The organism is Ruegeria sp. AM9, assembly GCF_056540565.1.
Genome location: NZ_JBQFWY010000002.1, coordinates 284,419 through 305,519, shown reverse-complemented (window position 1 = coordinate 305,519; position 21,101 = coordinate 284,419). Strand labels below are relative to the sequence as shown.

23 protein-coding genes are annotated in these 21,101 nt (G+C 57.9%); 9 read left to right on the top strand and 14 right to left on the bottom strand.

Annotated features, from left to right (window positions below; genetic code table 11):
• Positions 1-312 precede the first annotated feature (312 nt).
• Entirely contained in the window at positions 313-873 is a 561-nt protein-coding gene (locus ACR0DO_RS06345; protein WP_480557215.1) for a hypothetical protein, read from the top strand.
• 12 nt (positions 874-885) lie between these two features.
• Complete coding sequence (locus ACR0DO_RS06340; RefSeq protein ID WP_170443315.1) at positions 886-1,215, top strand: hypothetical protein; 330 nt, start codon at positions 886-888, stop codon at positions 1,213-1,215.
• 10 nt (positions 1,216-1,225) lie between these two features.
• On the opposite strand, the gene ACR0DO_RS06335 is transcribed toward ACR0DO_RS06340, so the two are convergent.
• Positions 1,226-2,440, bottom strand: a complete 1,215-nt coding sequence (locus ACR0DO_RS06335) for a bifunctional alpha/beta hydrolase/OsmC family protein (protein WP_480557214.1) — start codon at positions 2,438-2,440, stop codon at positions 1,226-1,228.
• A gap of 234 nt (positions 2,441-2,674) precedes the next feature.
• Between ACR0DO_RS06335 and ACR0DO_RS06330 the strand changes: the two genes are divergently transcribed.
• Positions 2,675-2,863 carry a hypothetical protein gene (locus tag ACR0DO_RS06330; protein WP_480557213.1) on the top strand — a complete coding sequence of 63 codons (189 nt, stop codon included), beginning with the start codon at positions 2,675-2,677 and terminating at the stop codon, positions 2,861-2,863.
• 4 nt (positions 2,864-2,867) lie between these two features.
• On the opposite strand, the gene dddP is transcribed toward ACR0DO_RS06330, so the two are convergent.
• Positions 2,868-4,211 (bottom strand): dimethylsulfonioproprionate lyase DddP, encoded by a 1,344-nt coding sequence (gene dddP / locus ACR0DO_RS06325; RefSeq protein WP_480557212.1) that lies wholly within the window; start codon positions 4,209-4,211, stop codon positions 2,868-2,870.
• A 121-nt stretch (positions 4,212-4,332) separates the two neighbouring features.
• Between dddP and ACR0DO_RS06320 the strand changes: the two genes are divergently transcribed.
• Positions 4,333-5,073 carry a heme-dependent oxidative N-demethylase family protein gene (locus tag ACR0DO_RS06320; RefSeq protein WP_480557211.1) on the top strand — a complete coding sequence of 247 codons (741 nt, stop codon included), beginning with the start codon at positions 4,333-4,335 and terminating at the stop codon, positions 5,071-5,073.
• Positions 5,074-5,109: 36 nt separating this feature from the next.
• Here ACR0DO_RS06320 and ACR0DO_RS06315 read toward each other — a convergent pair whose 3' ends face one another.
• The 5 genes from ACR0DO_RS06315 to ACR0DO_RS06295 all read right to left on the bottom strand — a co-directional run bounded on the left by ACR0DO_RS06315 (position 5,110) and on the right by ACR0DO_RS06295 (position 9,601).
• Positions 5,110-6,024, bottom strand: a complete 915-nt coding sequence (locus ACR0DO_RS06315; RefSeq protein ID WP_480557210.1) for a hypothetical protein — start codon at positions 6,022-6,024, stop codon at positions 5,110-5,112.
• Between the two features lie 199 nt (positions 6,025-6,223).
• Complete coding sequence (locus ACR0DO_RS06310) at positions 6,224-7,012, bottom strand: lytic murein transglycosylase (RefSeq protein ID WP_480557209.1); 789 nt, start codon at positions 7,010-7,012, stop codon at positions 6,224-6,226.
• A gap of 66 nt (positions 7,013-7,078) precedes the next feature.
• The gene (locus tag ACR0DO_RS06305) at positions 7,079-7,723 is read right to left on the bottom strand and encodes an MSMEG_1061 family FMN-dependent PPOX-type flavoprotein (RefSeq protein ID WP_480557208.1); all 645 of its coding nucleotides are present in this window, start codon (positions 7,721-7,723) and stop codon (positions 7,079-7,081) included.
• 102 nt (positions 7,724-7,825) lie between these two features.
• Positions 7,826-9,232 (bottom strand): type I glutamate--ammonia ligase, encoded by a 1,407-nt coding sequence (gene glnA / locus ACR0DO_RS06300; protein WP_170443331.1) that lies wholly within the window; start codon positions 9,230-9,232, stop codon positions 7,826-7,828.
• A gap of 30 nt (positions 9,233-9,262) precedes the next feature.
• Positions 9,263-9,601 (bottom strand): P-II family nitrogen regulator, encoded by a 339-nt coding sequence (locus ACR0DO_RS06295; RefSeq protein WP_170443334.1) that lies wholly within the window; start codon positions 9,599-9,601, stop codon positions 9,263-9,265.
• Between the two features lie 169 nt (positions 9,602-9,770).
• On the opposite strand from ACR0DO_RS06295, the gene ACR0DO_RS06290 reads away from it, so the two are divergent.
• The 3 genes from ACR0DO_RS06290 (at position 9,771) to tig (ending at position 14,404) form a co-directional block, all read left to right on the top strand.
• Complete coding sequence (locus ACR0DO_RS06290; protein ID WP_480557207.1) at positions 9,771-11,459, top strand: NAD(P)H-hydrate dehydratase; 1,689 nt, start codon at positions 9,771-9,773, stop codon at positions 11,457-11,459.
• Between the two features lie 304 nt (positions 11,460-11,763).
• Positions 11,764-12,888 carry a porin gene (locus ACR0DO_RS06285; protein ID WP_480557206.1) on the top strand — a complete coding sequence of 375 codons (1,125 nt, stop codon included), beginning with the start codon at positions 11,764-11,766 and terminating at the stop codon, positions 12,886-12,888.
• 184 nt (positions 12,889-13,072) lie between these two features.
• Positions 13,073-14,404: a trigger factor gene (gene tig / locus ACR0DO_RS06280; RefSeq protein ID WP_480557481.1), complete on the top strand. Its 1,332-nt coding sequence runs from the start codon at positions 13,073-13,075 to the stop codon at positions 14,402-14,404.
• Between the two features lie 99 nt (positions 14,405-14,503).
• On the opposite strand, the gene ACR0DO_RS06275 is transcribed toward tig, so the two are convergent.
• The 6 genes from ACR0DO_RS06275 to rpsF all read right to left on the bottom strand — a co-directional run bounded on the left by ACR0DO_RS06275 (position 14,504) and on the right by rpsF (position 18,276).
• On the bottom strand, positions 14,504-15,358 hold the full coding sequence (locus ACR0DO_RS06275) for an acyl-homoserine-lactone synthase (protein ID WP_480557205.1): 855 nt from the start codon (positions 15,356-15,358) through the stop codon (positions 14,504-14,506).
• Positions 15,359-15,465: 107 nt separating this feature from the next.
• Positions 15,466-16,167 carry a LuxR family transcriptional regulator gene (locus ACR0DO_RS06270; RefSeq protein WP_170443343.1) on the bottom strand — a complete coding sequence of 234 codons (702 nt, stop codon included), beginning with the start codon at positions 16,165-16,167 and terminating at the stop codon, positions 15,466-15,468.
• Between the two features lie 235 nt (positions 16,168-16,402).
• Positions 16,403-16,882 carry a lytic transglycosylase domain-containing protein gene (locus tag ACR0DO_RS06265; protein ID WP_170443345.1) on the bottom strand — a complete coding sequence of 160 codons (480 nt, stop codon included), beginning with the start codon at positions 16,880-16,882 and terminating at the stop codon, positions 16,403-16,405.
• A 152-nt stretch (positions 16,883-17,034) separates the two neighbouring features.
• Positions 17,035-17,655, bottom strand: coding sequence for a 50S ribosomal protein L9 (gene rplI, locus ACR0DO_RS06260; RefSeq protein ID WP_170443347.1), 621 nt, complete (start codon positions 17,653-17,655; stop codon positions 17,035-17,037).
• A 12-nt stretch (positions 17,656-17,667) separates the two neighbouring features.
• Positions 17,668-17,895, bottom strand: coding sequence for a 30S ribosomal protein S18 (rpsR, locus tag ACR0DO_RS06255; protein WP_005608650.1), 228 nt, complete (start codon positions 17,893-17,895; stop codon positions 17,668-17,670).
• A gap of 27 nt (positions 17,896-17,922) precedes the next feature.
• On the bottom strand, positions 17,923-18,276 hold the full coding sequence (gene rpsF / locus ACR0DO_RS06250) for a 30S ribosomal protein S6 (RefSeq protein WP_170354526.1): 354 nt from the start codon (positions 18,274-18,276) through the stop codon (positions 17,923-17,925).
• 283 nt (positions 18,277-18,559) lie between these two features.
• Here rpsF and ACR0DO_RS06245 point away from each other — a divergent pair, with 283 nt between their 5' ends.
• Together ACR0DO_RS06245 and ACR0DO_RS06240 are read left to right on the top strand one after the other, a co-directional pair.
• Complete coding sequence (locus ACR0DO_RS06245) at positions 18,560-19,078, top strand: hypothetical protein (RefSeq protein ID WP_480557204.1); 519 nt, start codon at positions 18,560-18,562, stop codon at positions 19,076-19,078.
• A gap of 126 nt (positions 19,079-19,204) precedes the next feature.
• Complete coding sequence (locus ACR0DO_RS06240; RefSeq protein ID WP_170325292.1) at positions 19,205-19,777, top strand: YceI family protein; 573 nt, start codon at positions 19,205-19,207, stop codon at positions 19,775-19,777.
• Positions 19,778-19,833: 56 nt separating this feature from the next.
• Here the strand turns inward: ACR0DO_RS06240 and ACR0DO_RS06235 are convergent, their stop codons facing one another.
• Positions 19,834-21,060, bottom strand: coding sequence for a cytochrome b/b6 domain-containing protein (locus ACR0DO_RS06235; protein WP_480557203.1), 1,227 nt, complete (start codon positions 21,058-21,060; stop codon positions 19,834-19,836).
• Positions 21,061-21,101: the final 41 nt, after the last annotated feature.

Genomic DNA, 21,101 nt, shown 5'->3' with positions numbered 1-21,101 from the left:
GCTGCACCTTATCGTGATTTGGCAGGAGGCGATGCCGCGGGGTTTAAACCCGAGCCGCCAAAGGAACAAGATGCGAGTGTGCAGATGAGACGGTTTGCCCTGATTTTGACCCTCTGACCCGACGTTTTGGCCGTCAAAGAGGTCTGCTATCTGACCGGAGATGTGATTCAGGTGCTTTGATCGGATCAGCGGCGCAAGAAAATCCGCATATTTCCCGGGACACCGTGGGTTTCCCAACGTTTTTGAGAGGCTGGACAAATCCCGCCCGTAGCGGGCAATCTGAGGCCACAGAAATCATCAGGTTATTGAGATATGCGTATTTTATCTGGCTCGACCCTGGCTGCCTGCGCCGCGCTGTGGCTTGGGGCGGTGGCTCCGGCTTCGGCGGACACTCCGGTTACCTATACCGATGCGGGACGCGCGCTGTTCAGCTTTGCCGTACCCGACTTCTGGGCTGTGCGCACTGGCGGCCCGCGCGAGATTGAGGACACCGAATTGGGCGATCCACGTGCTGTTGCGCGCGTCATGGGGCTTCGGCCCGTGACCGATGACAATGTCTGGATGGGGTTTGTCTCACCGGCGGGGGTCGCCTCGATCGAGGGCGGTCTGCGGTATTTGGAGGATATCGACAAGTTTCTGGCCCAGGACCCGACGGTTACCAGGACCTCCGACACCCGGATCGGCGGGTTGCCGGCGCGTGTGATCCGGGGCACCGGCACCCGCGACGGGCGTGGTATCAACTTCACCGCCACCGTGATCGACCTGCCAAGAGACCGCGTGGCCGTGATTGTCGCGATCCTGCGCGACGGTGCTGATCCGGCCTATGTCGACGTTCTGAACGACGTTTTCGCGTCGTTCCGGGCCCTGCAGTAAGGAGAGGCGCCGATGACCACCAAATCGATCAAACGTCTGTTTCTTGCGCTGGGCCTTGGGGCTGCGAGTTTTTCCCTGTCGGCCTGTGATGGTGTCACGGTCGGTGTCGGGTATGGCTATGACCCGTTTTATGACTCGATGCTGTGGAACGACTATTACCACGATGTCGATGTGGATATTGATGTCGACAGACCGGTGCGGCCGAACCCGCCGAACGGAAGGCCTCCGGTACGACCGACACCGCCGATCGCCAAACCTCCGGCGCGGCCAAGCCCGCCTGTGGCGCGTCCGCCCGTGGCCAGACCGCCGATTCACCGCCCTGCCGGGCGCCCGCGCCGATAGCGTGTCGGGGTCAGGCCAGCAATTCCGTCGTGATCTGGGCTGACCCTTCCAGCGTTCTGTGAACGGGGCATTTGTCGGCGATTTCCAACAGCCGGGCGCGCTGTTCCGGATCCAGCGGGCCTTCCAGACGGATCTTGCGGCGGAATTGGTCGATTTTGCCGTCGCTGGCCAACCCGGCATCCTGCCCGTGCACCTTGTTGTGGCAGACATCGACGGTGATGCCGGTCAACGGCCACCGTTTGCGCCGCGCATACATGCGGATCGTCATCGACGTACACGCCCCCAGACCCGAGGAAACGAACCCGTAAGGCGACATGCCTCTGTCGGTGCCACCATACGAGGCAGGCTCATCCGCCACCGCGTGATGCCGGGGACCGGACTGGATGTCCTGAAGGAACCCCGAGGGATCAACCTCGGTCACGCGCACCACGCCCTCGGGCGCTCCGGGGGGCGGTGCGGGCGGGCTAAGAGGGATATAGCGCGACACCCATGCCGCAATCACGTCGGCTGCGTATTCCGCGTCCGAGGCGCGGGTGATCAGGTGATCGGCATCGTCCAGCGTGACAAAGCTTTTTGGGTGTTTGGCGGCCAGAAAAATGGTGCTGGCATTGTCGATGCTGACGGTTTCATCACGCGGCGCGTGCAGGATCAGCAGGGCCGCTTTCAGATCGGCAATCGCCGGGGTCAGTGCGGATTCCGATATGTCATCGACAAAGGCCTTTCCAATGCGGAAGGGACGGCCCCCCAGCATCACCTCGGCCGATCCGTCCTGACCGATCTGGGGCAGGGCGCCCTCGAAATGGTGGGAGACATGGCCGGGGTCGGCGGGTGCGCCCAGCGTGACCACGGCCTTGACGCTGGGAATACCGGCCCTGGCGCGCAAGACGGCAGCCCCACCAAGGGAATGCCCAATCAGCAGGGCGGGGGCCATATTACGCCCGGCCAGATAATGTGCAGCGGCGATCAGGTCCTCGACATTCGAGGTAAAGGTGGTGTTGGCGAATTCTCCGCCCGAATGGCCGAGCCCGGTGAAATCAAAGCGTAAAACGGCGATGCCCATGCCAGCCAGTCGAGCGGCGATTCGGCGGGCGGCGGGGATGTCCTTGGAGCAGGTAAAACAATGCGCAAACAATGCTGTCGCCAGCACTGGCCCATCCGGCAGATCCAGGCGTGCAGCCAACTGGTTGCCGTCGTGACCGGCAAAAGTAATGCGTTCGGTGGGCATGGCTATTCCTTACGTGTCGGGATGGAGCCAATAGTGTGTACTTCGGGCTGGTGCCTCAACCCCATTGTAAGACGCGTCACGGGAAGGTGAGGAAAGTGAGCGCTTTGGGGTCAGGCAGGCCGATTTTCCGACGTTCAATTTTTGTGATGTAATAAATGATAAATATTCGTTTTATTAATTTAAGGGATGCCCCCATCTTGCAGTTATCACACAGAGCAAGCCAAGGAGGCTCACATGTCTTTCACCGCATCCGCCCCGCGCGGCGTTGTTTTCCGCCCCGATCTTCTGATCGTTATCGCCCTGACCGGAGTTTTGGGCTTCACGCTGGGTCAGACCTGGCCGACGGCATCGGCCACACCTGAAATCACCATCCCGTCCGAGGACTGGCACGGCAACGTTCGGCGCTCCACCTGGCCTGATTGAGGCCTTAAATCTGGCCCATCAACTGCGGATCGAACGGATAGGTGGTCAGGTTCTCATACCCGTTCTCGGTGATCAGAACCTGATCTTCGAGCTTGATCGAGAAGTCGCCGCCAACCTCACCGACGGCGGCTTCGACACACAGGACCATGCCGGGTTCTAGCGGATAGTCGTATGACCCCGCCACCGCCTTGTCCGGATAGGCGACCAACGGCCATTCATCGCACAGACCCACGCCGTGCATCAGGCAGCCGTATTTCTGCGCCTGAAACTTGTCGTCCAGCTTATGTGCGTTGGCGGTCAGGTCGGGAATCATCACGCCGGGCTTCAGCATTTCCATGTTGGTCATGATGTGCTCATGTGCGTGCTGCATGGCATAGACCATGTCAGTGCGGGGGGTCTCATCCCCGATCCACCATGTGCGCGAGATGTCGATGCAGATGCCATAGGACCCAATCAGGTCGGTATCGAAGGCGATGATCTCATTCTTTTGGGTGATCCGAGGCCCGCATTCCTGAAACCACGGATTGGTGCGCTGCCCCGACGCCAGCAGACGGGTTTCGATCCATTCACCACCTCGCCGAATATTCTCAGCGTGCAGAACGGCCCAGATATCATCCTCGGATGTCTTGCCGTCGCCCACATTGGCGCGGGCGAATTTTTCCATCTCGGCCACGGCGGTTTCGCAGGCGTGGCTGGCGCAGCGCATGGCCAGAATCTCATCCGGACCCTTGATGGCGCGGGTCTTTTCAGTGACCTCTTCGCCTTCCATGATCTCGAACCCCTGCGCCTCCAATGCGCGCAGACCGTGCAGCATGATCTTGTCGACAGCCAGACGTTTGTTGCCGCCGCCGTGTTCGTCGATCAGCAACCGCACCTCGTTCGAGAACACATCGGCCGCCACATCCACCTTGTCGCCGCGGTCGAAATAGAACAGGTCCGCGCCCGAGCGCTGTTCACGCACCAACGGGTTGAATTTCGACAGGAACGGGGAGTTCTTGTAGTCCCAGATAACCATGTACCCGTCTGCGCACAGCAGCACCGCACGGAACGGATTATGGGTGTTCCACAGCTGCATGTTGGTGCTGTCGGTGGCGTAACGGATGTTGAGCGGATCAAACATCAGCAGCCCGCCATAGCCCCGTTCAACGATGGCCTTGGTCAGGCGTTTCCACCGGAATTCTCGCATTCGCGCCAGATCGGGTAGGGCTAGGCCGGCGGATTCCCATTCCGCAAAAGCCAGCTGCGTCGGACCGATCTCGATCCGGTCAAGATCGTTTGGGGTGCCATCGCCCAGTGTTGCGCCCCTGCTTGGGTCGATCTTGCGGCTGTCGCGATAGTGCTGGTTCATGATGGGCCTCCCTGCCTGCCTTTAGCGTGACGACTCATTTTCCAAGCGTCTTGAAAGTTTGCGACGGCGCAGCCGTCGCTTTTGGGCCGACAAACCGATCAACCGGTGGTAGGTCGATGGCATGACGATCCTACAGACCTCAATCCCTTATGACCCACTGACCCCGCGCCCTTTGCCGGGAATCCAACCGGCAAGCATGGATGACTGGCTGCATTGCGATGATGCGTTTTCTGGGCAGATGCAGCGGCGCGAGGTGCTATTGCGGGAACAGCGACCGGACGTTCTGGCGCTGGATTCCGCAGCCGAACCTGCTGCGCAAGAGCTTTTGGAACTGGTCCTGCATCAGGTCTATACGGATGGCGCCAATCAGGTCACCCGCCCGGACGGGCAGGTTGTTGAAATCGATCGCACACGCCCTTTGGACACGTTGTGCCATCTGGTGCAGGAGGATTTCTGCATTCTGCAAAAACACGGGGATCAACACGTCCTGACCGGCGCCATTCTGTGTTTTCCCGCCAGTTGGTGCCTGTCGGAAAAGTTAATGCGGCCGCTGATCGACATCCACATCCCGGTATCCGGTTATGACGAAAATATCGCCCGCCGCGTGCAGCGCCTGTTCGACGGGATACAGCCGGGGCGGCCGCTCTGGCGGTTCAATGCGTTATGGTATGAGGACGCCGAACTGCACCAGCCCCGCAGCGCCAATGACCGGCGCGAGGTTCGCGACCCGGGAGCCGCGCGGTTCCTGCGCAGCGAACGACAGACATTGTTGCGCCTGCCGGAAACGCGGGCGGTGGTGTTTTCGATCCATACCTATGTGCTAGAGGCGCAGCGCCTGCACAAAATGGAAAACCCCGCCTGACGGCGGGGCCTCCTAGGAGGGTATTGAAGTTTAGTGCTACATGCCCAACGCGTTAGCGACACCGGCGAAAGCTCCGCTTGTGCTGAGAGCAGAGATTGCGACGGTGTAGGCAAGAACCTGAGTGTTAAGGCGAAAATCTTCGCCCCTGATCAGGTTCACGGCGGCCACAGAGACCGCGATGGGTACTGACACGCTGGCCACGGCGCCGGTCAAACCCCAACTGGTCAGTCGCAGGATATCACTGGGCTTGTCGTGGTCGAGGGGGCGCGTGTCTTCGTCCCCATCAGTAGGCTGCTCGTTGGTTTCTGTCCGAAAAGCGATGCTGAGCAATTGCTCGTCAGACAACTGGATCGGCCGGGCTGCTTGTGTCAGCGCCTTTTTTTGTGGCTCGCCCAGGTTTTCTTCGTCAGGAATGTTCAGCCCCGCAAACGGGCCTGTCACTGCCTCGAAAATCTGTTTTCTGTTTCGTGGTTTTGAGGGCGTCAAAGTGTCGAACGCGCTCATGAACTGTTCAACGGTCAGGATCGTATTGGGCGACAGCCATTCGACACGCTGTGTCGCGCAGATATCGACCATACGGTACAGAATGACCACCAGCATGAGCTCAGAGATTTCGCTGTCATCCAACAACGGGGACACCGGCGAAAGCGTGATTGTCAGCCGGTTCTTCGGCAGAGTAGCAACCGGTCTGCTAGCTGTCTTCAGCCCTGCAGCACGGTCAAGACGTCCGAACCGATCCTCTGCGCCAACCACCTGAGTGTCCAGAGTCAGGCGAACCAGATACTGGCTGGATACGATGCTGGCCTCGGTCTCGCTCAGCATGTTTTTGCGTTCGACCAGGTGACCATAGTCCCCCAAGGTCGTTGCAACGATGGCGCTGAAACGCTCAATCGCGCCCTCGGTTTCTCCGTTGAACTGAAGACCGCCGTGATAGCTGTGCTTCGAAGTCACCACGCATTCCTTTGTCGTATCCTGTCCTGAGAAACAGGTTAACAACGGATATGGGGCAGATTTTGGCGAAAATGGAAAAAAATGAAAAATCAGCAGGATTGATTACTCATTGGAAACCTAGGCATTTTAAGGGCCATTTAACGTCTGTGGCAATAATGTGGCCGGATTGCGGTGGATTGGCGCGGAAAACTGGCGCGTATCAGCCGTCGATTCGGGCCGCCATTATCGCGATGGATTGCTGATAGACCGAGGCCGCGTTCCATTGCTGGATCACCGTGTAATTGGGTTGCCCCGGTTGATAGCCGCGCCCCGGTTGCCACCCTTTCTGACGTAGAAAATTCGCGGTTGAGGCCAGTGCGTCAGTGATATTGTAGAAATCCACTTGGCCGTCGCCGGTGGCATCGACCCCATAGACCAGCGCATTGCCGGGCAGGAATTGAGTGTGCCCCAATTCGCCATGCTTTGCCCCTTTGGTGGCGGTCGTAATGCTGCCTTGATCGACCAGTTTCAGCGCCCCTATGGCATGGGGTATAAAGAACTCGGATCGGCGACAATCATAGGCCAGTGTCGTGATTGCGGAAACAACCTGACTGTCGCCCATAAAGTTGCCGAACCCGGTTTCCATCCCGTGGATTGCGATCAGCACGCCGCTGGGGACGCCGTATTGCCGTTCCAGAGCGGCGTAGAATTCTGGATTGCGCGCCTTGCGCTTGCGCCCTTGAGCCACGATCGTATCGGCGCCGCGGACCCGCATGAATTTGTCCAGCGAGTATTTAAAGCTTTTCTGATTGCGATCTGCGGCAATGGTGCGCGTGGCGTATTGAGTTTGCGCCAGCGCTTGCAGCCCTTTCTTTTTTACGCCGGCGCGCTTGGCCTGTTTCGCGAAATCCCGTTTCCAGGTCTCGAAACCGCTGCTTGTATTGCCGCAGGGGGCAGCAGTTGCGAGCGTTGGCAGTGTGAGGGCGAAAATCAAAGCAAATCGTAACATCAGTAAAATCCGGTCAAATAAAGGCTGATAGCAAGGGTAAGCTGCAATTCCTAATCCTCAAAGGAGTTAATAAAGATCCAATTCTCCGGTGTCTTTCAGAGTTTCAAACCACTCTTCGGGCGTTTTGTCGATTTTGGCGTGTTTGACCATCATCGCGTTCATATTCGGAAGGTTCGACGAGTCCGGCCATTTTTCGGGCTGCCACAGGTTCGATCGGATGACGCATTTGGGGCAATGGGCAAACACGGTTTCAACATGGATCAGCAGGGCCAGCTTGGGCGCATGGTCTGCCACCGCCATTCCTTTCAGCAGTTCGGGATCGGCGCAGATCCGGGCGGTTCCGCGAATGCGCAGCGTTTCCATTTTGCCGGGGACAAAGAAGATCAGGCTGACGCGCGGGTCCAGCAGCACGTTGTGGAACGTGTCCACGCGTTTGTTGCCGGGCCGGTCCGGAATTGCCATCAGCGTATCCGAAATGACCTGAACGAAACCGGCCGGGTCTCCGCGTGGTGAGATATCCAGATGCCCGTCCGGATTGGCCGAGGCGATCAGGCAGAACGGCGAGGCTGCGATAAAGTCGCGGCACATCTGGTCCAGCGCGGATATTTCCTTGGCAATGATCTGTGGCAGGGGCGCGCCGGTAATACGCTCCAGTTCTTCCACCGAAGTCACGAAGTCGGAGTATTGCAAGAAGGGATCATCAGTTGGCATTGAATCTCTCCTGACCATGGTGGTGCCAAGTGTGAAAGATCGTGCCAAACGAAACAAGGGCGCCCGATTGGACGCCCTTGCAGATGTAAACCCAAAACCGGATCAGCAGCTGTAGTACATGCCGTATTCAACCGGGTGCGGGGTGTGCTCGTAGGTTTCGACCTCTTCCATCTTCAGTGCGATGTAGCCGTCGATCTGGTCTTTGGTGAACACGTCGCCCTGCAGCAGGAAGTCGTGATCGGATGCCAGAGCTTCCAGCGCTTCGCGCAGGCTGCCGCAGACGGTCGGGATGTCGGCCAGTTCTTCGGCAGGCAGATCGTACAGGTTCTTGTCCATGGCTTCGCCCGGATCGATCTTGTTCTTGATGCCGTCCAGACCGGCCATCAGCAGAGCTGCGAACGCCAGATAGGGGTTTGCGGCCGGATCGGGGAAGCGGGCCTCGACGCGCTTGGCTTTGGGGCTTTCGGTCCACGGAATACGGACACAACCCGAACGGTTACGTGCCGAGTAGGCGCGCAGAACCGGGGCTTCGAAGCCGGGGATCAGACGCTTGTAGCTGTTGGTCGCCGGGTTGGTGAAGGCGTTCAGCGTTTTGGCGTGCTTCAGGATACCACCGATGAAGTACAGCGCTTCGTCCGACAAGTCAGCGTATTTGTCGCCCGCGAACAGCGGCTTGCCGTCTTTCCAGATCGACATGTTCACGTGCATGCCAGTGCCGTTGTCACCTGCGATGGGCTTCGGCATGAAAGTTGCCGATTTGCCGTAGGCATGCGCGACGTTGTGGATGATATACTTGTACTTCTGCAGCTCATCAGCCTGTTTGGTCAGGCTGTCGAAGATCAGACCCAGCTCGTGCTGACACGAAGCAACCTCGTGGTGGTGCTTGTCGACCTTCATGCCCAGACGCTTCATGGTCGACAGCATTTCCGAACGCAGGTCCTGCGCTTCGTCGATCGGGTTGACCGGGAAGTAACCGCCTTTGACGCCCGGACGATGGCCCATGTTGCCCATCTCGTACTCGGTGTCGGTGTTCCACGATGCGTCGGTTGCATCAACTTCGTAGGATACCTTGTTGATGCTGTTCGAGAAACGGACGTCGTCGAACAGGAAGAACTCAGCTTCGGGGCCCATGTAGGCAACGTCGCCGATACCCGATGCTTTCAGGTAGGCTTCGGCTTTTTGGGCGGTGCCGCGCGGGTCACGCTCATAGGCTTCACCGGTGTCGGGCTCGACCACCGAGCAGTGCACGCAGATGGTTTTTTCCGCGTAGAACGGATCGACATAAGCGCTGTCGGTGTCGACCATCAGCTTCATGTCGGATGCTTCGATCGACTTCCAGCCCGCGATGGACGAACCGTCGAACATGAAGCCTTCTTCCAGGAAGTCCTCGTCAACCTGATCAGCCATCAGTGTGACGTGCTGGAGCTTGCCGCGCGGGTCGGTGAAACGAACATCGACGTATTCGGCGCCTTCGTCCTTGATCAGCTGAAGAACTGCGTCCTTGCTCATATTCTCTATTCCTCTACTTGGAGTGTTCGATTACAGCGCTTCCGAGCCGGTTTCACCGGTCCGAATGCGAATGGCTTGCTCGATGGGCGAGACAAAAATCTTGCCGTCGCCGATCTTGTCGGTCTTGGCGGCCGAAACGATGGCCTCGATGGCGGCATCGACCTGATCGTCGTCCAGTACGACCTCGACCTTCACCTTGGGCAGAAAGTCGACGACATATTCCGCACCGCGATACAGTTCGGTGTGGCCTTTCTGGCGGCCAAAACCCTTGACCTCGATCACGCTGAGACCCTGGACACCCACGTCCTGCAGCGCCTCTTTCACTTCGTCCAGTTTGAACGGCTTGATGATCGCTTCGATCTTCTTCATCCCGGGCTCCCTATAACACTTGTCAGAAAGGCACTGATCACGTCTAAGATCACTCGGCAATCTGATTGCTAAAATGGCGGCGCGCGCGTGCCGAGAAAATAGGCGGCAGGTGAAATTTTGATCGACTTGCACAAAAAGTAATCAGAATTGAATCGCTGAGGGATTTGAGATGACGGAATTGCTGACAGCTGCGCAAATGCGGGCCATCGAATTGGCCGCGATTGAGTCCGGTGAGGTGACTGGGCTGGAGCTGATGGAGCGGGCCGGGCGCGGCGTTGTCGAGGCGATTTTTGAAGAGTGGCCGGAACTGGCAAAATCGCCTGGCCGGGCTGTGGTTCTGTGCGGGCCGGGGAACAATGGCGGCGATGGTTTTGTTGTTGCTCGACTGCTCAAAAGTCGGGGTTGGGAGGTTGAGGTCTTTCTATTCGGAGACCCAATGAAACTGCCTCCGGACGCGCGTAAGAATTATGGGCGGTGGAGTGCGCTCGGACCGACCAAAAAATTGACCGCCGAAGCTGTGGGGCAGGGCGACCGTCCAGACGTTCTGGTTGACGCAATGTTTGGCACAGGTCTGTCCCGCGCCATCCCACTGGATTTGGCAAAAGCCTACCATTCGGTCGAGGCGCGTAATGTGGGCGAAAGGCATCCGTGGCTTGTTCCATTTCACCGTGTCGCAGTTGATTGCCCATCCGGGTTCGACACAGACAGCGGCAAGGTTCTTTTCCCTGAGATGCCGAAATTCAAGGGTGACGAAGAACAGGACTTGGAAACCCGTTGGAACTGGTGGGAAAAGGACGCGTCAAAACGGTTGTTTCGAGTTGATCTTACAGTTGTCTTTCACAGAAAGAAAATTGGTCACGCTCTGTCTGATACCAGCCCGTCGGTTCGCGTCGTTGATATCGGGTTGGGGGCCGAGGACAGACATCACGGACATCTCCAACTTCCAAGGCCAAAGGACTGTGTTATCGGTTTGGAGTTCGATCGACCAAAGGGAAGGTCTGGGCGCATTTGGCCTGGGTTCGACCTCGACAAAAGGTCAAATTTGGGTCCACACAAATACTCGTACGGCCACGCGGTAATCCTTTCAGGTGGCGCGGGCAAAACCGGGGCGGCGCGATTGGCGGCGCGGGGGGCTTTGCGTATTGGGGCCGGGTTGGTGACCCTGGCGGTGCCTCCGGCCGCTCAGATGGAGGTCGCGGCGCAGGTGACGGCCATCATGTTGCAGCGGGTTGAAGGCACGGATGGTCTGACCGATGTGCTGGAGGATGAGCGGCTGAATGCTCTGTGCCTTGGCCCCGGATTGGGTCTTGAACGCGCACGGGAATTGGTGCCGGTTGCTCTGAGTGCTAAGCGCGCGACGGTTCTGGATGCCGACGCGCTGACGGCGTTTGCAGATGATCCGGCAGTGTTGTTCTCACAACTCCACGAAAACTGTGTGCTGACGCCGCATGGAGGAGAATTTGCACGGCTATTCCCGGATATTGCAGAGAAGCTGGCGGTAACACCTACCGCAGGCCCGGCCTATTCCAAAGTGGATGCAACGCGCGAAGCCGCCGAGCGGGCAGGCTGTGTGATCCTGTTCAAGGGGCCAGATACAGTAATCGCAGCCCCGGATGGGAGGTGTTCCATCAATGCGGCCTTTTACGAGCGCGCGGCTCCGTGGTTGGCGACCGCAGGCTCGGGCGATGTTCTGGCCGGGTTCATCACCGGACTGCTGGCCCGAGGGCTCAGCCCGATGCAGGCGGCGGAAACGGCGGCGTGGCTGCACGTGGAGTGCGCGCGCACGTTTGGCCCAGGGCTTATCGCTGAAGACTTGCCCGAGCAGTTGCCCAAAGTTTTCAAACAACTTGATATATGATTTTGCAGGCGGTTTTTGGCCGATCCATCAGGTCTTCGGCGGCATTTGGCCGACCGATCTGCTGTGGTGTCAAAGCGAGTGTTTGCCAGACGCGCAGCCGGGCGTCAGAATTCCTTTGGAGTGGGCCTCCATCTGCCGTCTTTATGCAGATAAAATGTTGATTGTAATGGGAATTAATTCTGGCTTTCGTGCTCTTAGTGGTAAGTATGCAATACTTTGAAAGTATTGGGGGCAGCTACTGGAGCATCGGCGTCATGCGCGCGATTGATGAACATCGAAAGCCGGAAATTTCAAGGTGAATGAAATGACGCAGAAACTAAAACTGTCCTCAATGGCTGCTGTGCTGGCGGCGACAACGGCAATTCCGGCCGCAGCCGATTTGAAATACGAAAACAACAGTGGCGGCTATGTGGAGCTATACGGTCAGTTCGACCCGGTGATCGTATCCGTCGATGATGGTGAGGAAACCGAGACTCGTTTGCTGGACAATGATCTGTCCAACAGCCGCGTTGGTCTGCGCCTGATGCAGCCCTACGGCAGCAACGAGTTCATGTTCCGGTTTGAATCCGGGCTGGGCCTGCCAAGTACGGGAACGGCCAACCAGGATGGGACAAATACCAATGGCTGGACGCGCAGCGATATCCGCCACGTCGATTTCTCGTTGAAAGGTGGCTACGGTAAATTCTCGGCCGGTCAGGGCAGCATGGCCTCGGACGGGGCTGCCGAGACTGACCTGTCCTATGTCGGAACGGCCTTGTATTCGTTCACCAACGATGAAAACGGCGCCTTCTTCTATCGCGGAACTGACGGTGTCCTGAGCGATATCACCGTGGGCGACTCGTCCAGCAACTTTGACGGTGGGCGTCGCGGGCGCATCCGCTACGACACCCCGGATTTCAACGGGTTCTCGGGCGCCATTGCCTATGGTCAGAACATCCTGTCCAGCAGCGATGACGACGACTATTACGATATCGCGATTTCTTACGGCAACACCTTCGCCAACGGCGTCGAGTTCGCTGCGAGCGTGGCCTATGCGGTGCGTGATTTCGACGACAGCTCGGGTGAGCGGAAAGACACGATCGGGTCCGCTTCGGTTTTGTTGCCGAGCGGCTTCAGCTTTACGGCCGCCTTGGGCACGCGAGACGACACGGCGACCGGGGCTAGCGATCCGGATTATTGGTACACCAAGCTGGCCTATGAAGGGGACTGGGTGTCGTGGGGCAAAACCGGCGTCGGTATCGATTACTTTGACGGCTCGGATTTCGAAAACGAGGGATCCAGCACCAAGTCCTGGGGTATTGCAGTCGTTCAGCGGATCGACAGCATCAATACCGATGCCTACCTGAAATACCGCAACCACGATTTCGACGACACCGTCGATTTTGACAAAAACGAAGCGTGGGTTCTGGGCGCGCTCTGGAAGTTCTGATCCAGGTGGTCTGAGGGACAGGCGCTCCGGTTCGTTCCGGGGCGCTTTTTTTTGTTCAAATCGGCGGCAAAACAAGACCGATCCGGGCTTTGCCCCTTGCACGCGGGCGGCTGGGCAAATAGAAGGCGTCAAATTTGCCCGGCGCGCCGTTTTGCGCGCCCCGAATCCTATGGGGACTACCATAATGCAGGTTACCGAGACGCTGAACGAAGGTCTGAAACGCGGCTACAACATCGTCGTGTCCGCGGCTGAGCTGGACGACAAGGTGAACGAAAAACTGGTCGAAGCGCAGCCTGAGATTGAGATGAAGGGCTTCCGTAAAGGCAAGGTGCCGATGGCGCTGCTGAAAAAGCAGTTTGGCCAGCGCCTGCTGGGTGAAGCGATGCAGGAAAGCATCGACGGCGCCATGAACCAGCACTTCGAAGACAGCGGTGACCGTCCTGCGCTGCAGCCGCAGGTGAAGATGACCAATGAAGATTGGAAAGAGGGCGACGACGTCCACGTCGAGATGTCCTATGAGGCGCTGCCGGCAATCCCGGAAGTTGACCTGAAATTGGTCGAGCTGGAAAAGCTGGTTGTCAAAGCAGACGACGCAGCTGTCGAAGAAGCGCTGAACAACCTGGCCGAAACCGCTCAGGATTTCAAAGCGCGCCGCAAAGGTTCCAAAGCCAAGGATGGCGATCAGGTCGTGATCGACTTCGTCGGTAAAGTGGACGGCGAAGAGTTCGAAGGCGGTTCCGCCGAAGACTACCCGCTGGTTCTGGGCTCGAACAGCTTCATCCCCGGCTTTGAAGAGCAGCTGGTCGGCGTGAAGGCCGAGGAAGAAAAAGACGTCAACGTCAAGTTCCCCGAAGAATACGGTGCCGAGCATCTGGCCGGTAAAGACGCTGTCTTCACCTGCACCGTGAAAGAGGTGAAAGAGCCCGTTGCCGCCGAAATCAACGACGAACTGGCCACCAAATTCGGTGCCGAAGACCTGGCCGCGCTGAAAGGCCAGATCGCCGAGCGTCTGGAAGCCGAATATGCCGGCGCGTCGCGCGCGGTGATGAAGCGCGCCCTGCTGGACATTCTGGACGAGAAAGTCTCGTTCGACCTGCCGCCGTCGCTGGTTGAAGCTGAGGCCAAGCAGATTGCTCACCAGCTGTGGCACGAAGAAAACCCGGAAGTGGAAGGTCACGACCACGGTGAGATCGAGCCCACCGACGAGCACAACAAGCTGGCCGAGCGCCGCGTGCGTCTGGGCCTGCTGCTGGCCGAGCTGGGCCAGAAGGCCGAGGTTGAGGTCACCGATGCCGAGATGACCCAGGCGATCATGAACCAGGCGCGTCAGTACCCGGGTCAAGAGCGCCAGTTCTTCGAGTTCGTGCAGCAGAACGCTCAGATGCAGCAGCAACTGCGCGCGCCGATCTTCGAAGACAAGGTCATCGACTACATCGTCGAGCTGGCTCAGGTTGCCGACAAAGAAGTCAGCAAAGACGACCTGCAAAAAGCCGTTGAGGCACTGGAAGAGGAGTAATCCTCTTCCGCCCATCAACAACATGGGCATAAAAAAAGCGGAGCCGCCTGTAAATCAGACGGCTCCGGTGGGTGGCTTTTGTACTATGAGGTGAGGGGGTCAGGCCTCATGAGCAAAAGCACGGGGGGTACTTAACAGAGCGGTCTTCTGCTCTGGTGTGAAATGGTCCGAAAGCGCTTCGATCAGTTTCAGGATATCGTTGACTTCGTCTTGCGTTGTTGCCGAATGCATTTGTTCGACAAAGTACTTTTCAAGCTCAGTCAGCGGTTGGTGGTCGCGGTTCGCAACGCTCGGGTCGGCCGGTTTCTTGCTGTTGAACAGAGCCAGAGCCTGATCTTCTGTTAGAAACACGCTCTCTTGGATGTCGGCAAATTCCCGGAGGCTGGCGATGCGCTCATCGGTGCAGTCCACCAGCGCCGCCAAGGCCGAAACCTTGCCCATCGGCACGGTTTTCCCGACATAGTCGTAAGGCGCACAGGCCGAGCGTTTGAGGACCCGATCCATCACCGGATCAATGACTGTGACAATGTCCTGGACGCCTGCAGCTTTGGCATATTCCAGCGAACCAATCATCAGTTCACAAGTGGCGTAGGACAACGAGTTCTGGCCTTTGCCGCGGGTCAAACGTTGGGTGTCGACGCAGAAGCGGGTGGATTCCCACAGCGTCGCACTTCGAATTGGCGGTTCTCCGTCCAGAATGGCCGAGAAAACATCGGCCAGCATATGAGGGCCGGTGGTCTGAAGAGCACGCACGGCTGCGACGACATTCCCCTCGTCGTCGAACCCGATTACGTATGTCGGATCGAGGTGGTCAAATTCATCGATCTCTTTGCCATCTTCAATTTTGACATCCCATCCGAGACGGTCGCCAAATACGCGCGCTCTCAACTCGAACATTTCGTCAAGAACTTCGCCGAACAGATGTCTGTTCAGCCCATCTACTACGATGATCATTTCTTCCCCCTTCGAGTGGTTGTTCGGTAAACCAAACGTTACAGTTTCGAGGGGGAATATCTATTGGGGGTTTCCCGTATTTTGTTCAGATTGTGGGGTTATTGTGTTTAACCCGTGCCGATAAGCCCGACTGCGATGGCACGCCCCACGGCCTGAGGTGTGGTCAGCGCGCACAGCTTTTCCCGGCTTGAACGCAGGTGAACCTCGACCGTACGGTGAGAGATAGAGAGAATGTCGCCTATGTCCTGCTGCGATTTCCCTGCTGCAACCCATTGCAGAATCTCTGCTTCACGGGTGGACAGATTGGGGTGGTACAGCGCACCGGTGAACGCGTCCGAGGTCATCACATTGTCATGAATGTGTACCGCCATGGCTTGAAGGTCACTGATGGTGTGGGCGGAGAGTTTGCGCCATTCTTCCTGGGGGCAGTTACGCGTTACGCTTAGAAACCCTACATCGCCGTACGGTCCGCGGACGGGAATGGTAACCCCTTGACTGGACAAGCCAAAATCATGCGCATCCCGGAAAACGCGTTGGAAGTTGGGGCTGCGTTCCAAGCGACTCCAATCAACCGGAGCAATACTGCGTTTGGCCATATGCAGGGTCGGGTCAATCATTACCAGATCGTGTTTCTGGTAATGTTCCTTCCAATCGTCATTATAGGTAACGTGGCCCGCAACTTTCCCCTCTGACGGGTTCATTCCGGCATAGGCTGCATGGTCCATTTCAAACTTTTCGCACACCTGTTGCAGAAACTCGGTAAACCGAGATTCTGAACCTGACAGTGTACTCAGATCGATTATTTCCATTTTGCGCCTGCGAACCACAACTAGATTTGAGACCCGATGGTGTCTTCGGGCCAGAACCTTACCCAGGGTGTAACTGTCTTACCTTGAGTAAATTAGGACAGCACATTTTCCGGAATATGACAAGACAAGGGGAAACTGTCCGATCATTTCGGATAGGTATTGTTGGGAAATAAGCATTTTGGACACTATTTCATCGGTTGTACGCAAAATATCCTATGCGAAAGGATTCAAAATCCTACGGTGAAGGTTGAAGCCCGGTTTCGACCAGCATACCCCGCGCCTTGGCTTCCGGATAATACCCTTTGGCATACAGAAAAATCGCCCGTTGCTGGTCACCGTCCGAAAGCAGCCACGCACCGCGCAGGTACTTGCCCGCAAATTCCAGGTTGGTATCCGCATCCAGCAGGCCCTGAGCATTCCCGGAATAGCCCATCGAGCGCGCCGTGGCGGGCAGGATCTGCAGCAGGCCGTAATAGGGGCGGTTCACGGCCCAGGGGCGATGCGTGCTTTCGCGGATTGCCAGCTTGTGCACCAGTTCGCGCGGGACCTCGTAGTGGTCCGCCCAATGGTTGATCGATGCGCGCAGCTCGGGCGTTTCGTTGGGGTACAGCGGTGGATCGAATGCATCCTGTGTCGGCGTGTCTGGCCCGCCGCAGGCGGCAAAGGGGGCTGTCAGCAGGATGGCGAGGACGCTGCGGCGCAAGAAAGATGTCATCTGAGTACTCCGAAATTCAGCCGCGATGATAGGAAACACGAAGCCGCGTGCAAGCATAGGTCTTAATTCTGGCTGAATTTTGCCCGTTTGGCTTGTGCAAGAAAAAAGGCCGCACAAATTGTGCGGCCTTTTCAAATCTCACCTCAGCCGGATCAGGCTTTGGCTTCGTCTTCTTCAGCCGGAGCTTCTTCGGCAACCAGCTCTTCGTCGTCGGAAGCGGCGGAACCGATATCGTCGAACAGTTCGGCGATCTCGAATTCAGCAGCGGCTTCTTCTTCTGCGGCCAGTTCCTGGATCGATTTGCCCGATGCCTGCAGTTCGGCTTCTTCTTCCGAACGGGCAACGTTCATCTTGATCTCAACTTCGACCTCGGGGTGCAGTTTGACTGCCAGCGAGTGCAGACCCAGTTCCTTGATCGGAGCGATCAGGGCGATCTGTTTCTTGTCGACGGTGAAACCAGCCTCGGTCGCGGCGTCTGCGGCGTCACGCGGGGTGACCGAACCGTACAGAGCGCCGGCATCCGATGCCGAGCGAATCACGATGAACTGCTGACCGTCCAGCTTTTCAGCCAGTGCTTCAGCTTCTTTCTTGGTTTCCAGGTTGCGTGCCTCAAGCTGTGCTTTCTGGGCTTCGAACGACGCGATGTTGGCGTCCGATGCGCTCAGGGCTTTGCCTTGGGGCAGCAGGAAGTTGCGGGCGTAGCCGGGCTTGACGTCAACGACGTCGCCCATCTGACCCAGTTTCGCAACGCGTTCCAGCAGGATAACTTGCATGTCAGTCTCTCCTTACTTCACGGCGTAGGGCAGCAGGGCGAGGAAGCGGGCGCGCTTGATAGCACGGGCCAGTTCACGCTGCTTTTTCGCCGAAACGGCGGTGATGCGCGAAGGTACGATCTTGCCGCGCTCAGAGATGTAGCGCTGCAGCAGACGGGTGTCTTTGTAGTCGATTTTCGGCGCGTTCTCACCCGAGAACGGGCAGACCTTGCGGCGGCGGAAAAATGGTTTTGCGGCCATGGTTTATGTCCTTTCGTCAGGCGTTGATCAGCGGCGCTCGCGGCGGCCTTCGCGCTCATCGCGCTTCTGCATCTGGACCGAGGGGCCCTCGGCATGCTCGTCGACCTTGATGGTCAGAACGCGCATGACGTCTTCATGCAGGCGCATCAGGCGTTCCATTTCCTGAACCGCGCCAGCAGGCGAGTCGGTCTTCAGGAAGGCATAGTGGCCTTTGCGGTTCTTGTTGATCTTGTAGGCCATCGTCTTGACGCCCCAGTACTCGCTTTCGACGACGTTGCCGCCGTTGTCAGCCAGAACGGTGCCGAAATGTTCGACGAGGCTTTCTGCCTGCGCGTTGGACAGGTCCTGACGCGCGATCATTACATGCTCATACAGTGGCATGTGCACTCCTGTTTCTATCAAGGCGCATTTCATAGGCGGGGCCGTTTGGTCCTTCGCGACCCTGCCACGAGAGGCTGCGCGATTCATGTGATTTGCGAAGGATGGCCCCATATACACGTTTCAGCCCGGGGGGCAAGCCCTGCCACAGGTGCCTTGGTGAAGTCGCGCTAATTCCACCGCACTGCCCAATTCCTGACGTTTTTCGGCTCAAAGTTGTTTTCATACCGGGGAACTTCCGGAGAAACCGGACCCAGGACGGCAACCTGAAAACAGGGTGAGAGATATGACCGCGATGAATACGAATACATTCGAAGAGTCCGCAAAATCCGCGAGCTATGAGAAAACCGTACCAGTGCTGATCGGGTTCGAGCCGAACTGGAAGGTCCGAATGGTATTGGCCCGCGTTGCGGGGGCGTTTCTGATCGTGATGGCGTTTTCCATGTGGCTGATGGACGGTTCCGCCATGGGAACCGAGGTCTGGCCGATCAAACTGGCCGCGTCGCTGATGTTCCTGCTGGTCGGGGTCAGCCTGCTGACGATCCAGATCCTCGATGCCCGTCCTGATGCTTATTTCGACCCGATCCGCCGCGAGGTACGGGTATTGCAGAAGAACGAAAACGGACGGCCGCAAACCGTTCTGCGCCGCAGCTATGACACACTGGGCGGTGCGCGCTTTGACGACGAACAGGTCGAGCTGTTCGATGTCGATGGCAGCCTGCTGATGAAGCTGCCGCTACAGTCGGCGGATGTCGGTCGGGCGCTGAAAGGCCAACTGAGCGGAAGTGTAACAATCTTCGCCTAAGTTTTATTCTGTTCACGAAAGAACAGAAACTGTGAGAGAATAATACTTGTGTGCTGCCTTTAGGCAGCACATTTTTGTTATTGAGCAACCCAACAGGTTTGCATTCACAAAATTGCGGAGATTGTCATGAAATCCACCCTTCTTGCTGCTGCACTGGCCGTTTCGGCGACCTCGGCGTTTGCAAGCGCCGAGAAATACACTCTGGACCCCAGCCACAGCCAGGTGGTCTTCACTTACAACCACCTTGGTTTCTCGACCACTACCGGCATGTTCTCGGGCTTTGAGGGCGAGATCATGTTCGATCAGGAAGACCCCGCCGCATCCAGCGTTTCCGTGTCGATGCCTGTGGTCGAGATGTTCACCGGCTGGAAGCCGCGCGAAGATCACTTCATGACCGAGGATTTCTTCGGCGTGGCCGAAGGTGACATGATCACCTTTACCTCGACCGGTATTGAGGTCACCGGTGAAGGCACCGCCAACATTACTGGTGATCTGACCATGAACGGCGTGACCAAGTCGGTCGTTCTGGACGCCAAGCTCAATCAGGTTGCTGATCACCCGATGGCGAACAAGCCTTGGGCAGGTTTCGATGCCACCACCACGCTGGTGCGCAGCGATTTCGAACTGGGTCAGTTTGCACCGTTCGTCAGCGATGAAGTCGAAGTTCGGATTTCGATCGAGGCACAGAAAGCCGAATAACTCGGTTTCGATCCTCTGAAATGAAACCGCCGGGGCGTTGCGCCCCGGCGGTTTTTTTAGCGCTGCCGCTCGGCCGTCAGGTTGACCGAGACCACGACCCCAAAGCCCAGCGACTCTTCGGTCGGTTGCGAGGTGCCAACGTCGAAGTCCAGACGGTTCAACTGAAGTTCTCCGGCCATCGTTGCGGTGTTTTCCTGCAGGTCGAGAGTGAACGGCAGCACGACGTCCACCGATTTGTCGCGGATGGTCACGGGGCCACGCGCCTCGTATCCGGTGTCCGTCTTGTAGATGTCGGCTTTGAATTGGGCGGTCGGAAACTGGGCGCTGTCAAAGAAATCGGCGGCCAGGGCCTGATCCGTGACTGTGCCAAGGCTTAGCGATGTGATGGCAATCGTCACGTCCACTGAACCAGCCAACCCCGGTTCTGCCGGATCTTCAAAGGCGATTGCGGCGGTCCACTCGGCGAAACGGCCGGTCACAGGGCTGCCCAATTGGGTGATGGTGATGGACAGGTCGCCGTCCTGTACCTGCCAGTCCGATTGTACCTCGGTCAGTTCGGCGGTGTCGGTCGTCGCAGCAGAGTGGTCAGAGAAGATGCCGATGGACCAGCCACCGATCAAAACCGCTACCCAGACCGCCAGCGCCGCGGCAGCCGGGATCATCGAATGATGCTGCGCAGGTGGCTGGGGCGCATCCGATTGGCCGGGCAACATGCGGCGCAGGGTGCTGTCCTTGTCGACCACGTGGTGCTTGAGGGCCCCGGCGATGTGCAGGACCAGAGACCCGGCCAGAACCCAGATGAACAGCCAGTGCAGGCCGGACGTGACCTCGGAGACAAAGGGCGACTTGGGTACGAAGGGCAGGTTTTGCCCAAAGGGCCACAGGATCGGCGCGAACCCTTCGGATGCGGCATGATGCAGCCAGCCGGTCAGCGGCACCAGAACCAGCGAAGCATAGAGCATCCAGTGAACGGTTTCGGCGGCGAAGGCTTCGGGTTTGTTCTCGGCGTTCAACAACCCCGGCTTGGTTTGCGTCACCGCCCACAGGATGCGGGCAAGGGCGACAAAGAAAACAGTGACCCCTACGGTCTTGTGCAGCGAGAACAGACGGGTCGCCCGGGCGATATCGTCCTCGGTGGTCGGAATCGAGGGGTCATAGATCGCATGGGCCAGATCATTGGCGATCCATCCCAGCGGCAGCGCCGTGAATATCAGCAGGGCGGTCAGCCAGTGGAACGTCTTGGTCACGCTGCCATAATTGGAAAAGGTGTTGGTCGAGGGCATCTGTTGCTCCGGGGCTGGGGTGGCTGATGTCAACCTAAAGC

Coding starts and splice junctions, on each gene's coding strand:
- ACR0DO_RS06275 (WP_480557205.1), bottom strand. CDS start 15,358: ATGATCATCGTAGTAGATGGGCTGAACAGACATCTGTTCGGCGAAGTT.
- ACR0DO_RS06310 (WP_480557209.1), bottom strand. CDS start 7,012: ATGTTACGATTTGCTTTGATTTTCGCCCTCACACTGCCAACGCTCGCA.
- ACR0DO_RS06335 (WP_480557214.1), bottom strand. CDS start 2,440: ATGCCCACCGAACGCATTACTTTTGCCGGTCACGACGGCAACCAGTTG.
- ACR0DO_RS06270 (WP_170443343.1), bottom strand. CDS start 16,167: ATGGAAATAATCGATCTGAGTACACTGTCAGGTTCAGAATCTCGGTTT.
- ACR0DO_RS06235 (WP_480557203.1), bottom strand. CDS start 21,060: ATGCCCTCGACCAACACCTTTTCCAATTATGGCAGCGTGACCAAGACG.
- ACR0DO_RS06340 (WP_170443315.1), top strand. CDS start 886: ATGACCACCAAATCGATCAAACGTCTGTTTCTTGCGCTGGGCCTTGGG.
- ACR0DO_RS06240 (WP_170325292.1), top strand. CDS start 19,205: ATGAAATCCACCCTTCTTGCTGCTGCACTGGCCGTTTCGGCGACCTCG.
- ACR0DO_RS06295 (WP_170443334.1), bottom strand. CDS start 9,601: ATGAAGAAGATCGAAGCGATCATCAAGCCGTTCAAACTGGACGAAGTG.
- rpsR (WP_005608650.1), bottom strand. CDS start 17,895: ATGGCCGCAAAACCATTTTTCCGCCGCCGCAAGGTCTGCCCGTTCTCG.
- glnA (WP_170443331.1), bottom strand. CDS start 9,232: ATGAGCAAGGACGCAGTTCTTCAGCTGATCAAGGACGAAGGCGCCGAA.
- ACR0DO_RS06330 (WP_480557213.1), top strand. CDS start 2,675: ATGTCTTTCACCGCATCCGCCCCGCGCGGCGTTGTTTTCCGCCCCGAT.
- rplI (WP_170443347.1), bottom strand. CDS start 17,655: ATGCAAGTTATCCTGCTGGAACGCGTTGCGAAACTGGGTCAGATGGGC.
- ACR0DO_RS06265 (WP_170443345.1), bottom strand. CDS start 16,882: ATGACATCTTTCTTGCGCCGCAGCGTCCTCGCCATCCTGCTGACAGCC.
- ACR0DO_RS06285 (WP_480557206.1), top strand. CDS start 11,764: ATGACGCAGAAACTAAAACTGTCCTCAATGGCTGCTGTGCTGGCGGCG.
- ACR0DO_RS06320 (WP_480557211.1), top strand. CDS start 4,333: ATGACGATCCTACAGACCTCAATCCCTTATGACCCACTGACCCCGCGC.
- ACR0DO_RS06290 (WP_480557207.1), top strand. CDS start 9,771: ATGACGGAATTGCTGACAGCTGCGCAAATGCGGGCCATCGAATTGGCC.
- ACR0DO_RS06345 (WP_480557215.1), top strand. CDS start 313: ATGCGTATTTTATCTGGCTCGACCCTGGCTGCCTGCGCCGCGCTGTGG.
- dddP (WP_480557212.1), bottom strand. CDS start 4,211: ATGAACCAGCACTATCGCGACAGCCGCAAGATCGACCCAAGCAGGGGC.
- ACR0DO_RS06305 (WP_480557208.1), bottom strand. CDS start 7,723: ATGCCAACTGATGATCCCTTCTTGCAATACTCCGACTTCGTGACTTCG.
- rpsF (WP_170354526.1), bottom strand. CDS start 18,276: ATGCCACTGTATGAGCATGTAATGATCGCGCGTCAGGACCTGTCCAAC.
- tig (WP_480557481.1), top strand. CDS start 13,073: ATGCAGGTTACCGAGACGCTGAACGAAGGTCTGAAACGCGGCTACAAC.
- ACR0DO_RS06245 (WP_480557204.1), top strand. CDS start 18,560: ATGACCGCGATGAATACGAATACATTCGAAGAGTCCGCAAAATCCGCG.